The organism is Sphingomonas sp., assembly GCF_026460985.1.
Classification (GTDB): Bacteria; Pseudomonadota; Alphaproteobacteria; order Sphingomonadales; family Sphingomonadaceae; genus Sphingomonas.
Genome location: NZ_JAPKNM010000057.1, coordinates 1 through 13244 on the forward strand (window position 1 = coordinate 1; position 13244 = coordinate 13244).

Below are 13244 nucleotides of genomic sequence, written 5' to 3' on the forward strand. Positions count from 1 at the left end.
CCGCAAAAGGCACCGGCCGGGGCATCGAGCCCCGGCCGGTGCCAACCCACCCCTAACCCCTCCCTTGCAGGGAGGGGGAATTTGAATGTCGATACGATCTAACGCTCCTCCACGGTCAGCGCCTCGAGCGCGATCGTCGCCACGCCGTCCGCGCGCGTCACGCGCGTTACGCTGAGGTCGGCGACCAGATGGTTGCGCAGCGCGAACTCGGCTTCGCTCAATCCCACCAGCCAGTGGTCCAGCGCGGGACTCGCCGCGCCGCTCAGCGTCAGCATGTGGCGCGCGCCGGTGAAGGTCGCGCTCGCCCAGCGCGTCCATTCGGCGGCGGTAAGGGTGAGGGGGCAGCCCGCGGCCTCCGCTCCTGCGAGCAACGCGCGTTCGAGCAGGGTCGCGGCGTCGGGTCCGCGGCTCATCGCGCCGTTTCCTGTTCGGCGAGGAAGGCCTCGAGCTTCGCGACCGTGGGCGCGCGCAGCTCGCGACCGTTGCGCAGGTCGCGGACGAGCCCGGGATCGCCGAGCGCCAGCCGACCGAACTTGGTGGCGGGCATGTCCGCCCGCCGGAGGAATTTCTCGATCTTGCGATGCACCGACATGCCCTTCTCCTCATGCGAGTCGCTGACTATGATCCTGTTTTGTTCTTCATTTCCTACTTGTCTAGGAAAAATCCTACGCGTATGAAACAGGCATGGAACCGGTCGCGCAACGGGCCGCGCTGGAAGCGCTGATGGCGGAGCAGGGCGCCAGCTTCGCCGAGCTGTCGCGCGTGATCGGGCGCAACGCCGCCTATCTCCAGCAATATGTCCGGCGCGGATCCCCGCGCGAACTGGCCGAGCGCGATCGCGCGCTGCTCGCGCGCTTCTTCGGCGTGCCCGAGGCGCGGCTGGGCGGGCGCGAGGCCGAGGGGCTGGCGGAGATCGCCCGGCTCGATATCGGCGCGTCGGCGGGGCCGGGGCGCCTGGCCGAGGACGAGGCGGCGCGGCGCCCGGGCGCGCTCTCGCAGGCATTGCTCCGCCAGCTCGGGGTTCGCCCGGCAGCCGCCTCGATGATCCGCGTCGAGGGCGATTCGATGGAGCCGACCCTGTCCGACGGCGACGAGATTCTCGTCGATCGCGATCGGCGCGAGGTGCGGGGGAAGGGCGGGATCTTCGTCATCCGGCTCGACGGCGTGCTGATGGTCAAGCGGCTGCGTGCCGCGGTGGGCGGCGTCGAAGTGGTCAGCGACAATCCCGCCTGGCCGCCCCGGCTTTGCCGCGGGGCGGAGGTGGAAGTGATCGGGCGCGTGGCCTGGCTGGGGCGGGCGCTGCTCTAGTCGAAGCGCTTATGGCCCGCCGTCGCCGCATCGGGGACAAGGCGCGGCATAAGCTGGAGATGGATCATGTTCGCATCGGGAATCGATGGAGGCGCCACGCAGGCGATGGCTACGCGCGCGGCGGCGCCGGTGACGGGCGGGCCGGATCCGAAGCAGGTCGAGCGCACCTATCAGGTGCCCGACGACAAGGTGATCGAGTGGAGCCCCAGCCTGTTCGGGGCGATCCCCCTGGGCGGCCTCGGCGGCACGCGGACGATCACCGAGACCGAGGGCAAGCTGCTCGACAATCTCACGCGCGACCGCGGCTTCGTCGGCCTCAACACCTTCAAGAACATCGCCGACGAGGCCTTCTCGGTCTCCGAGCAGCGCGTGCCGCCGCCGAGCACGATCCCTGTCGAGGCGCAGCGCCAGATCGATGCGCTGCCCGCGGACGAGCGGGCGCTCGCCGAGCGCGCTTATCCCAAGAATGACGGGCATACCGACGCCTTCCGCCATGCCTATTGGAACGCCCGCCTCACTTCCGAGTTCGGCGAGAACTGGACGAAGCAGTTCACCACGGCGCATGAAGGGCTGCCGGGCAACGGCGCGGTGCGGGAGGCGATGGATTTGTACAACAACGAAGTCGGCCGCCGGATCGCCGTCGAGAACCCGAACGCCTCGCCCGCGGAACTCGCGGACCTCGTCCAGAAGGCGCTCGACAATGGCGAGCTGATGGTCGTCGACCGCAGCGGCCATCTCGCGCCGAGCGATCAGGTGGCACGCGGGCAGCACGGCATGGCCGATCCGACGCCCGCGAACGGCGTCATCAACACGCCCAAGGGCGATGCGAGCGCCAACGGTTCGTGACAGGCCGTGCGTCCATGTTGGGATTGACGTTGGCGCTGGCACTGGCCGGCTGTGGAGGGGGGCAGATGGGTTTCGACAAGGCCGGCTGGGCGGCCGAGCGCGGCAATTACGACGGCGAGAGCCGCCGCGGCGCGATGGTCTCCGGGCTCGACGATGCGGGGATCGTACCGGGCGCGACGCGCGAGACGGTGCGTTCGCTGCTCGGCGAGCCCGATTCGACCGGGCCGGTCGCCGATATCTATTTCCTCGGCCGCAGCGCGACGGGGCCGAGCTTCGAGACCTATCGGATCGAATATGGCGCCGACGGCAAGGTGCGCGCGGCGCGGGTGCAGCGCAGCTGAGCCGAACCCGGCCTGCCGTTCAGCGGGCGGCCTTGACCTTGGTGTAGGGAACGAACTTCCCGAGCAACACGAAGCCGCGCGGGAATCGCGTGGTTCGATCGACGAGGCTGACCGAGTCCATCCGGCACAATTGCGTGCCGATGGTCTTGGTCACCAGCACGTCATCCTGGTCGAGCGATTCCGCTCCCGAGCTGGGTATGTTGACATAGAGGCGGCTGCCGACCTCGTAGACGATCGCCTTGCCGTCGACGATCTGGCTCGACCTGGCCTGGGTGAGGCTGATGCAGTCCACCGGCGCTCCCGCGACCCGGCCTTCCAGCATCTTGGCGAGTTTCGCGTCGGGAGTCTCCTGCGCGATGGCTGCGGGGGCGACGAGAAGCGTCGCGCCAAGGATCAGCGATTTGACGAGCTTAGGCATGCGCGCGGCTTGGCACATGTCGGCTGAACAAGGGCTGAAGGCGTTCGGCACGTTCAGCGCGTCCGGGCGCGATCGATCAGCCAGATGGCGAGGAGCAGGAGCAGCCCCACGCCGAGGCCCGCCACGAAGCCGATCGAGGCCTGTCCCTGGCCCGCCCCGACGACGGTGCCGGCGACGAGGCTGAGCGCGAGCAGGAAGCCGCCGGCCATGGGCGTGCGCGAGGAGGGATTTGCCATTCCGGCCCCTTACCGCGTCCCGGCCCGGCGCGCCACCGTCACGCCGGACGCGTGAAATGGTTAGCGGCGCTTCACCTTGCTGGGCCGCGAAAGCTTTAGATTTCTATGAGATAGGCAGGATGTCGAGTCCGCAGGATCGCGCGCAGCCGGAGTCTCCATGGAACAGATGCCCTATCTCGCCGACGTCCACGAGGTCGCCGATGCCGCCGAGCTGATCCGCGCGTTCGGCGACGACGCCGGCTCCGAAGCCGCGGCGCGCGCCGATCGCAGCCGCGATCTGGGCAATCACGTGCATTTCTGCCGCTGGCGCCAGATCGAGCGGCTGGTCCTGCTCCTGTCGATCCCACGCGCGGTGGGGACGATTCACTAGGAAGCCGACGTCCGACGCAAATGACCCGCTGACGGGTGCCGCTGCTTGTGCTGGCAGACTCCAAGCCGTTCATCCTATGGGGCTGGCCGGTGCATTGCATGGAGGCGCGCGTGGAGCGGATTGCAAGGATCGAGGCGACGGGCGGGCCCGAGGTGATCGGCTGGGCCGATGTCGACTTGTCGCCGCCGGGGCCCGGCGAGGTGCGGATGCGCAATACCGCGATCGGGCTCAACTTCATCGACACCTATTTCCGTTCGGGATTGTATCCAGTGCCCTTGCCCAGCGGACTCGGGCAGGAGGCGGCGGGCGTCGTCGAGGCGGTCGGTGAGGGCGTCACCGACTTCAAGGCCGGAGACCGGGTGGCGACCTTCGGCCCGCCGATCGGCGCCTATGCGACTGCGCGCAATTTGCCGGCCGCCTCGCTGTTCAGGCTCCCCGATGCGGTGGACGACGAGACCGCGGCGGCGGTGCTGCTCAAGGGATGTACCGCCGAGTTCCTCGTCGAACGCTGCGCCCGCGTCCAGCCGGGCTGGACGGCGCTCGTCCACGCTGCGGCGGGCGGGGTCGGCCAGATCCTCGTCCAATGGCTCAAGGCAGTCGGCGCGGAGGTGATCGGGACGGTCGGCAACGAAGCGAAGATCGCAGCCGCGCGCGCCGCAGGCGCAGACCATGTACTGCTGTCGCGCACCGACGACATCGCCGCTCGGGTGCGCGAGATCACCGGCGGCGAGGGCGCGGCGGTGGTGTTCGACGGGGTCGGCAAGGCGACATGGGAAGCATCGCTCGCCTCGGCCCGTAGGCGCGGGCTGATCGTCAGCTTTGGCAATGCCAGCGGGCCGGTCGAAGGCGTCGACCTGGCCGCGCTCAGCCGCCACGGCTCGCTGTTCGTCACCCGGCCCACGTCGTTCCATTATTATGCGACCCCCGAGGAGCGTACCGCGGGCGCGGCGAGGCTGTTCGCGATGCTGGAGAGCGGGGCCGTGCGCGCCGAGATCGGCCAGCGTTTCGCGTTGGAAGATGTCGTGGAGGCGCATCGCGCGCTCGAAGCAGGAAAGACGATAGGCTCGACTATCCTGCTGCCCTAGTCATGCGCATATCTGGAGGAAAACTGTTTCAACTCCAACGCTCTAGGGTCTGCAAGAACCGCGGAAATAAACTGTCCCACTTTTGACTGAAAACGTGCGTTCCTGGTCTACGCGGCTGGCTTTTCGTACGGAGCCGTCGCTTGTTGCCCGTTTCGTGCTGTGCTACCCCTTAACCAGGTGTCGCCGAGGGGTTCGACAACGTCCGCTCAGACGGGCGAGTCAACGTGCACGCTTGATAGGGAGCGTCAGCTGCTGCGCGCGGCTGGCGAACAGGGGGAATATTCATGCGCAAGTCCAGCAAGGCGCGGCTCTTTTCGACGTGCCTGACCGGGGCCGTTCTGGCGGCCGCGGCGCCCGCCTGGGCGCAGACGAGCGATGCCCCCAACTGGAAGCCGCGCGCCGAGGCCGAGGCCCAGGCCGGCAAGGACATCGGCGTCTCGACTTCGCTCTTCGCTCCGATCGCGCAGAACGATTCGAGCCTCGTCTATGTCGACGGCCGCATCGGCTATGACCAGCGCTTCGATCGCAACGGTTCGGCCACGGTCGGCGCGCGTTTCCGCACCAGCGAGGACACCGCGATCGGCGTCAATGTCGGCGCCGATTTCTACCGCTCGGACATCGGATCGCGCGATCAGGCGGCGCTGTCGATGGGGCTCGAGGGCTTCTCCTCGGTGTTCGACGTCCGCGTCAACTATCGCCTGCCGCTCAGCAAGACGCGGACGATCGGCTTCATCGATCCCAACGCCGCGGGCTCGGGCGCGCTGGTGCTCGAGAACAACCGGCTGGTCGAGCGGTATAGCGGCTTCCGGCTCGAGGCGATTCCGCTCCAGGGCTTCAACGGCGAGGCGGGCGTGCGCCTGCCGGTGGGCGGCAATGCCAGCATCCGCGGCTCCGTGGGCGGCTTCGACTATTGGGACCGCAAGGCCGACGAGAGCTATCGCGGCGTCCGCGGCGGACTCGAGCTAGACATCGAGGACAAGGACAGAGGGACGCGCTTCACCTTCGGCGGCGTCGTCGAGCACGACAATCGCTTCGGCACCGATGCGCGCGCGCATGTGCGTCTCTCGATTCCGTTCGGCGGGCGCGCGGGCGATCGCGGCGCGTCGCCGACCGGGCTCGACCGCCAGATGGGCGATCGCGTGCGGCGCGACTATGTCGCGCGCTCGGGCAGCCGCTACACCGATCTGACCTCCAGCCGCTTCGCGGTCGACGCGCGCACGGGCAACCAGTTCGGCGGCTTCTATTATGCGAACGGCGCGGGCGTCACCGGCGCGGCGGGAACGCTGGCCGCTCCCACGACGCTCAACGACGCGGTGACGCGCGCGGGCACCAACGGCGTCGTCGTGGCGCTCGGCAATGCGGGCAATATCAGCACGAGCGGCGTCACGCTCGCCACCGACCAGTATCTGCTCGGCGGCGCGAGCGCGGTCGACGTGCGCCTGCGCAACGGCAGCACCACCCAGTTCGCGCTCGGCGGCACCAACGGCGTGATCGTGGGGACCAATGCCGCGGGCGCGGCGGTGACGCTCGGCCAGGGCTCGGTGGTCCGCGACGTGACCGTACGCGGCTCGGGCGTCGGCATCGCCGCGAACGGCGTCGGCGGCTTCGCGCTCGATCGCGTGACGATCGAGAATACCGGCGGCGCCGGGCTCTCGCTCACCAACACGCTCGGCGCGGTGTCGCTCACCGGCCTGACCATCCGCGGCGGCGCGGGCGCGGGCGTGCTGATCAACGGCGGCAGCAATGTCTCGCTCGCCAATTCGACGATCTCGGGCGGCGCGGGCGCGATCGACATCAACGATGGCGGCGCGAACCTCACCGCCTCGCTGTCCAACCTCACGCTGTCGGCGACCGGCGGCAACGTGCTCGACATCGACGGATCGGGCGCGGGCACCGTCACCGTCGCCGGGCTCTCGGGGATCACGATCCAGGGCGGCAACGGCGAGACCGGCGGCCTCAGCGTCCGCTCGGCGACCTTCGACGCGAGCACCGCGACTGCGGGCATCCAGGCGGTCAATGCCGGCCGGATGCAGGTCGGCACCGCCGCGGCGCGAGTGAACGGGCAGGGCGTCTTCCTCACCGACGTCACCGGCAGCCTGAGCTTCGCCGATCTCGACATCGCCAACACCGGCGCCACCGGCCTCCGCGTCGTCAATTCGAAGGTCAACAGCTTCACCCTCGCGACGCTCGACGGCACGATCGACACCGTCGGCGGCACCGCCGTGGATCTCGACCCGCTGGTGATCAACCTCAACTTCGCCGCCGTCAGCTCGGTCGGCGCGGCCGGGCCGGGCGTGATCCTCGATACGGTCGAAGGCGGCGGGACGGGCGGCAATGCGCTCACCATCGGCACGCTGACGATCTCGAACAGCGGCGGCGACGGGCTGGTCATCCTCAACTCGACGGGCCTCGTGCGCGTCAACGGCGGCACGATCACCAACAGCGGCGGCAGCTCGGTCCGGATCGGCGAGCAGGGCGTCGCGGGCAGCGGGGGCAGCGCCGGCCTGGTGTTCGCCGGATCGATCACCGACGCGGCCGGCGCCTCGCCGATCGTCGCGATCTTCAACACCAGCGGCACGATCAACTTCACCGGGCCGATCAGCGGCAGCGGCGGCATCCTCGTCCAGGACACGTTGGCGGGCTCGGCGATCAGCTTCGGCGCGATCACGCTCACCGGCACCGTCGGCGACGCGATCACGCTGAACGGGCTCGCCGGCTCGATCAACTTCGCCGGGCTGGTGACGATCGCCAATCCGGGCGCCAACGGCATCGTCATCGGGACCGTTCCGGGCGGGGTCACCTTCGGCGATGTCGACATCACCGGGCTGGGCAATTTCAACGGCGTCGACGTGCGCAACACGCACGGCACGGTGCTGTTCAACACGCTCGACATCACCGGCACCGGGACGGGCACCGGCATCAACGTCACCGGATCGACCAATACCGGCAACGTGATGACCATCGCCGGCAGCACGATCCAGGGCGTGAACATCGGCGTCGACCTGACCCAGGCCAACATGACCGGCCAGTTCCGCTTCGGCGACGGCAACGCCACGCCGATGAACAGCACGATCAGCGCGAACGTGCCCATCGTCATCGCGCAGATGAACGGCTCCAACGGGAGCTACAATTTCGCCGACGCCAATCTGGTGGGCGACACCTCGAACCTCACCGGCGCGGGCATCAGCGCCTATTATGCGCGCGTCGGCGCGACCGGCGCGGGCACGCGCAACGATCCGGGCAACCTGGCCGGGGCGGACGCCTCTAGCGCGCAATATATCGTGCTGCTCAACGATCCGGCCGGCGGGCAGGACGTGTTCGACGCGGCGAGCGCGGGCGGATCGTTCGATCTTGCGGCGGGGCAGTCGCTGGTCAGCTTCCTGAACGGCGATTTCTTCGCGGTCAGCGGCGCCGGCCTGCCGGCCAACCTGACGGTCTCGGGCCTCGGCCCCAGCGGCATCACCAACGTCTATGCCGGCTCGGGCGGCGCGGTGCTCACCACGAGCACCGCCGGCGCGGCGACGGTCAACCTCGCCAGCAACAGCTCCATCGACGGGCTCGTCATCCGCAATGCCGGCGGCGATGTGGGCGTCGAGGGCAGCGGCGTCAGCAATGTCCGGATCCAGAATTCGAACATCTCGGGCGCGACCGGCGCGATCGCGATCAGCGACGGCGGCGCGACCAGCTCGGTCCAGCTGACGCATCTCGACCTGGCCTCCACCGCGGGCACCACGCTGGCGCTGAGTGGCGCCGGGGCGGGGATGCTCACCGTCTCGGCCAGCGATGTCGACATTGCCGCGACCGGATCCGGCGCGGCGCTTTCGCTTCTCGACGTGGCGTCGGGCGGGATCGGCTTCGGCGCGGTCTCGACCGGCAATTCGGCGGGCGGCGCGCTCGCCATGCAGGGCGTGACCGGTGGGGCGGTCACCATCGGCAGCGTCGCGGTCGGCGGCAGCGGCGTCGGGACCGGCATCGCGATCAACGGCAACAGCGCGGCAGTGACCGTCGGCGCGATCACCGTCGGCAGCAGCGCCGGCGCGGCGCTCCAGATCAGCGGCAACAGCGGCACCGTGACGACCGGCTCGATCAACGTGACCAGCAGCGGCGGTGACGCGGTCCAGGTCGTCGGCAATAATGGCGCGGTGGCGCTCGGCGCGATCAGCGCTGTCGGAAGCGGCGGCGACGGGGTCGAGCTGAACGGCAATAGCGGCGCGGTCTCGCTCGGCGCGCTTTGGTTCTCCGGAGCGGTCGGCGCCGGGCTCAATATCCAGGACGCGCTGGGCAACGTCACGGTCGCCGGCGCGTCGATCAGCGGCGGCGGCGCGGGCGTCTCGATCGACGGCGTGGCCGCCGGCCGCAGCGTGACGATCGGCAGCATCGCGGTCAGCGGCAGCGGCAGCGGCGTCACGCTCGCCGATGTCGACGGATCGGTTCTGGTCAGCGGCGCCACTCTCATTGCCAATCCGGGCACCGTCGGCATCGTGATCGGCGCCGGCAGCACCGGCTCGATCACCTTCGGCGACGTCGACATCGTCGGCCTCGGCGCCAACACCACCGGCGTCGACGCGCGCAGCATGTCGGGCACGATCAGCTTCAACACGCTCGACATCGCCGGCAGCTCGACCACCGGAACGCGCGGCATCGACCTGACCGGGGCGACCTTCGCGGGCAATTTCACCACCGTCGAGAGCGGCAGCATCACCGGCGTCGGCGTCGGCGTCGACCTGACCAACGCCGCGATCACCGGCAGCTTCCGCGACGGCGACGGCTCGAACACCGATGCCGACGGCGCGGCATCGACGATCAACGCAGTCGTCCCGATCGTCATCACCGGGATCAACGTCGGGACGGGCAGCTACAATTTCCTCGACGTGGCGCTCACCGGCGACACCAGTGCGCTGACCTCGTCGAGCACACTCTATTTCGTCAGGGCGGGCGCGAGCGGCGTCGGCACGATGGCCGATCCGGGCAGCCTGGCGGGCGCCGAGGCGTCCGCGGCCGACACGATCATCCTGCTCAACAATCCTACGGGCGGGCAGGACACGCTCGACGCGGCGAACGCGGGCGGCTCGTTCGACCTGGCGGCGGGGCGCCAGCTCCTCAGCTTCCTGAACGGCGACACGCTCATGCTGCCGGGCGGCGCCCCGGCGAACCTGCTGCTCTACGGCGTGCCGCAGGGCCAGATCAGCAACCCCTATGCGGGATCGGGCGCGCCGGTCCTGACCACCACGACCATGGGCGCGAACACCGTCGTGCTCGGTGGGTCGAATACGATCGACGGCGTGATCATCGGCACCGCGGGCGCCGGCGGCGGCATCGGCGTGTTCGGCAGCGGCGTCGCCAATGTGACGATCCGCAACAGCACCATCTCCGGCAACGGCGGCGCGATCCAGCTGATCGACAACGGTGCCGCTGCCAGCGTGGCGCTGAGCAACCTGCAGCTCTCCTCGAACGGCGGCGTCGTGCTCGAGCTGGACGGCAGCGGCGGGGGCTCGCTGACGGTGACCGCGCTGGACGCCATCACCATCGCGGGCGGCAATGGCGAGCTCGGCGGCCTGTTCGCCACCGACATAGTGTTCGACGCCGATCTCGCGACCGCCGGCGCGCAGGCCGTGGTCGGCGCGCTGACGGTCGGTGCGGCCGGCGCGCGCGTGGACGGATTCGGCGTCGACATCGTCGGCGACGGCAGCCTCGACCTCACCGGCCTGAGCGTCTTCAACGCCAACGGCGTCGGCGTGTCGCTGGTCGGCAACACCGATCTGACCGCGGTCGTCCGCTCGGGATCGATCGACACCGACGGCGACGCGGCGCTGGTCGCCCAGAACGCCGCGCTGGCGCTCGATTTCGGCAGCATCACCGCCGTCGACGGCGGCATCTTCATGACCACCAACACTGCCGCCGATCCAGCGCAGCCGGTGCTGAACGTCGGCAGCCTCAGCCTCACCGACGGCGGGCTGGCCCTCCTGGGTAGCGGCGACTATGTGTTCGCCAACGCATCGATCACCGACAATGTCGGCATGGCCGTCCTGCTCGGCGACGCGGTCAACCTCGATTATGCGGGCGACATCACCAGCGGGCCCGCTTCCAACGTGACGGTGGGGGTCATCTCGCACACCGGCACGGTCAGCTTCCACGACGGCACGATCGACGCGACCGGCGGCGCCGGCCTGCAGTTCATCGACGCCGACGGCACCTATTCCTTCACCGGCACGACCACGCTGCACGGCGGCGACGCGGGGATCCACGTCGCGAGCGGTTCCTCGGGCAGCTTCACCTTCGGCGCGGGCACCAGCGTCACCGACGGCACGGTCGCCAACTTCATGCTGGAGAATTCGGACGCCAACGTCACGTATCTCGGCAGCCTCAGCCAAGGGCTGAACACCGACAATTTAGTGGTGGACGGGCAGACCGGCGGCGTGCTCGACTTCTCGCAGGCGACGATCAGCGCCAGCGCGGGATCGGGCGTGCTGTTCAACGATGCCGACGGCACCAATATGCTCGGCGACGTGCAGCTGTCGGGCGGCGCGGTGATCTCGGTGATCACCGATTCGGCCGGATCGATCAGCTTCGGCAATGTCGACATCGGCATCGGCGCCAACCAGACCGCGGTAGACCTCACGGGCGCGCTCGGCAACGTCACCTTCCAGACGCTCGACATCACCGGCACCTCGACCGTCGGCAGCAAGGGCATCGACCTCACCGGCTCGACCACCGCGGCGAACATCATCGTCAGCGAGAGCAGCACGATCACTGGCGTCGGCATCGGCGTCGATCTGACCAACGCCGCGATCACCGGCAATTTCCGCTACGGCGACGGATCGAACACCGACGCCGACGGCGCGGCCTCGACGATCAACGCCAGCGTGCCGATCGAGATCGCCGGCCTCAACGGCGCGGTGGGGAACTACGACTTCGCCGACGTCAACCTGATCGGCGACACCAGCCGGCTGGTGACTTCGGCGACCACCTATTTCGTCGCCGCGGGCGCCACGGGCGTGGGCACCATGGCCGATCCGGGCAGCCTCGCCGACGCCGAGCTCTCGGGCGCGCAGATCATCATCCTGCTCAACGATCTGACCGGCGGCCAGGACGTGCTCGACGCGGCGAGCGCGGGCGGCACCTTCGATCTCGGCAACGGGCAGTCGCTGCTCGGATTCCTGAACGGCGACACGCTCACCCTGCCGGCGGGCGGCCCCACCAACCTGACCCTGTTCGGAATCACTCCCGGACAGATCGTCAATCCGTTCACCGGCTCGGGCGCACCGGTCCTCACCACGACGGCCGCGACGGCGACGCTCTCGCTGGGCGCCGACACCGTGGTCGACGGCATCCTCATCGACGCGCCGAACGGCATCGGCATCATCGGGCAATATGCCAATACGACGATCCGCAACAGCAGCATCGGCGCCGGCTCGAACGCCATCCTGATCGTCGACGCGGCGGCGGATACGAGCGTCTCGCTGACCAACCTGCTGCTCGCCTCCGCCAGCGGAGCTGTCCTCAATCTCGACGGCACGAACGCGGGGACGCTGACGGTCACCGCGCTCGACGACATCACGATCCTGGGCGGAAACGGCGAGAGCGCGGGCCTTTTCGGCGACAGCGTCGTCTTCGATTCCGATCTCGTCACGGCAGGCTTCCAGGCCGTCAGCGGCGCGCTGGATATCGGCACGACGGCGATCCGGGTGGGCGGCGTGGGCCTCTATCTCACCCAGGCCGAGGGCGACCTCGATCTCGATCTCGATCTCGCCACCCGGGATACCGGCGTGGACATCACCGGCATCGGCGGGTTCCGCTTCGCGACCAGCGGCGGGACGATCGACGTGGCGAACGGCGTCGCCTATGGCTTGCTCCTGACCGATCTGTCGGCGGATGTCGTGCTGTCGAGCCTCGTTTATTCGGGCACCGGCAACGCCGTCGGGACCCAGAATGTCGCGGGCATGGGCGCGGCCGGGCGCGCGCTCGACATCGATGCGCTGAGCGTCGCCAACGGTGCCGCCAACGCGATCACCATGACCGGCGGCGCGACCGGCAGCTTCAGCTTCGGCGCGACCTCGTCGATCGGGACCACCACGGGCGCGGCGATCCTCCTGTCGAACAGCGGCGCGAGCACGCTCAACTATTCGGGCGCCATCAACTATGCCGGCGCCGACGCGGTGCTGAGCGTCAGCGGCGGCCACACCGGCGCGGTCAATCTCTCCGGCACGGCCAACGCCACGAGCGGCACCGGCCTGCAGTTCGACAATGCGGACGGCACCTACAATTTCACCGGCACCACGACGCTGAACGGCGGCGATGCGGGCCTCGACATCGTCAACGGGTCGAGCGGCACCTTCACCTTCGGCACCGGCACGTCGATCGTCAGCCCGAGCGGCATCGGCATCGACATCCGCAACTCGACCGCCGCGGTCACTTATTCGGGCTCGATGACCTATGCGACCGCGGCGACCGCCGCGGTCTCGATCCTCAACCACAGCGGTGGCGCGGTCGTCTTCCAGACCGGGACGCTGAACGTCACCAACGGTACCGGCCTGCAGTTCGACAATGCGGACGGCACCTACAACTTCATTGGCCCGGTCAATCTCAACGGCGGCGACGCGGGCATCGACATCCTCAACGGCTCGAGCGGCAGCTTCACCT

At 69.1% G+C, this 13244-nt stretch carries 10 protein-coding genes; 6 read left to right on the top strand and 4 right to left on the bottom strand.

What is annotated here, in order from left to right:
* Window positions 1-98: 98 nt before the first annotated feature.
* Window positions 99-413, bottom strand: coding sequence for a hypothetical protein (locus tag MT490_RS09465; protein ID WP_297386443.1), 315 nt, complete (start codon window positions 411-413; stop codon window positions 99-101).
* Window positions 410-592: a hypothetical protein gene (locus tag MT490_RS09470; protein ID WP_297386446.1), complete on the bottom strand. Its 183-nt coding sequence runs from the start codon at window positions 590-592 to the stop codon at window positions 410-412. Before MT490_RS09470 ends, MT490_RS09465 begins: the two co-directional genes overlap by 4 nt.
* Window positions 593-684: 92 nt before the next feature.
* Here MT490_RS09470 and MT490_RS09475 point away from each other — a divergent pair, with 92 nt between their 5' ends.
* The 3 genes from MT490_RS09475 to MT490_RS09485 all read left to right on the top strand — a co-directional run bounded on the left by MT490_RS09475 (window position 685) and on the right by MT490_RS09485 (window position 2495).
* Entirely contained in the window at window positions 685-1308 is a 624-nt protein-coding gene (locus MT490_RS09475; protein WP_297386449.1) for a S24 family peptidase, read from the top strand.
* A gap of 66 nt (window positions 1309-1374) precedes the next feature.
* A complete protein-coding gene (locus tag MT490_RS09480) occupies window positions 1375-2154 on the top strand; it encodes a hypothetical protein (protein WP_297386453.1) in 780 nt (259 codons plus the stop codon).
* A gap of 65 nt (window positions 2155-2219) precedes the next feature.
* On the top strand, window positions 2220-2495 hold the full coding sequence (locus MT490_RS09485; RefSeq protein ID WP_297386456.1) for a hypothetical protein: 276 nt from the start codon (window positions 2220-2222) through the stop codon (window positions 2493-2495).
* A 19-nt stretch (window positions 2496-2514) separates the two neighbouring features.
* On the opposite strand, the gene MT490_RS09490 is transcribed toward MT490_RS09485, so the two are convergent.
* Window positions 2515-2913 carry a hypothetical protein gene (locus MT490_RS09490; RefSeq protein ID WP_297386459.1) on the bottom strand — a complete coding sequence of 133 codons (399 nt, stop codon included), beginning with the start codon at window positions 2911-2913 and terminating at the stop codon, window positions 2515-2517.
* Window positions 2914-2966: 53 nt separating this feature from the next.
* A complete protein-coding gene (locus MT490_RS09495) occupies window positions 2967-3149 on the bottom strand; it encodes a hypothetical protein (RefSeq protein ID WP_297386461.1) in 183 nt (60 codons plus the stop codon).
* 157 nt (window positions 3150-3306) lie between these two features.
* Between MT490_RS09495 and MT490_RS09500 the strand changes: the two genes are divergently transcribed.
* The 3 genes from MT490_RS09500 to MT490_RS09510 all read left to right on the top strand — a co-directional run.
* Window positions 3307-3519, top strand: coding sequence for a hypothetical protein (locus MT490_RS09500; protein ID WP_297386464.1), 213 nt, complete (start codon window positions 3307-3309; stop codon window positions 3517-3519).
* Between the two features lie 110 nt (window positions 3520-3629).
* Complete coding sequence (locus MT490_RS09505; RefSeq protein ID WP_297386469.1) at window positions 3630-4604, top strand: quinone oxidoreductase; 975 nt, start codon at window positions 3630-3632, stop codon at window positions 4602-4604.
* 284 nt (window positions 4605-4888) lie between these two features.
* Window positions 4889-13244 (top strand): right-handed parallel beta-helix repeat-containing protein (locus MT490_RS09510; RefSeq protein ID WP_297386467.1); only part of this gene is annotated, 8356 nt, incomplete at its 3' end.

Bases quoted from the DNA above. Each gene is read 5' to 3' on its own strand.
- MT490_RS09465 (WP_297386443.1), bottom strand. From the start codon at position 413: ATGAGCCGCGGACCCGACGCCGCGACCCTGCTCGAACGCGCGTTGCTC.
- MT490_RS09470 (WP_297386446.1), bottom strand. From the start codon at position 592: ATGTCGGTGCATCGCAAGATCGAGAAATTCCTCCGGCGGGCGGACATG.
- MT490_RS09475 (WP_297386449.1), top strand. From the start codon at position 685: ATGGAACCGGTCGCGCAACGGGCCGCGCTGGAAGCGCTGATGGCGGAG.
- MT490_RS09480 (WP_297386453.1), top strand. From the start codon at position 1,375: ATGTTCGCATCGGGAATCGATGGAGGCGCCACGCAGGCGATGGCTACG.
- MT490_RS09485 (WP_297386456.1), top strand. From the start codon at position 2,220: ATGGGTTTCGACAAGGCCGGCTGGGCGGCCGAGCGCGGCAATTACGAC.
- MT490_RS09490 (WP_297386459.1), bottom strand. From the start codon at position 2,913: ATGCCTAAGCTCGTCAAATCGCTGATCCTTGGCGCGACGCTTCTCGTC.
- MT490_RS09495 (WP_297386461.1), bottom strand. From the start codon at position 3,149: ATGGCAAATCCCTCCTCGCGCACGCCCATGGCCGGCGGCTTCCTGCTC.
- MT490_RS09500 (WP_297386464.1), top strand. From the start codon at position 3,307: ATGGAACAGATGCCCTATCTCGCCGACGTCCACGAGGTCGCCGATGCC.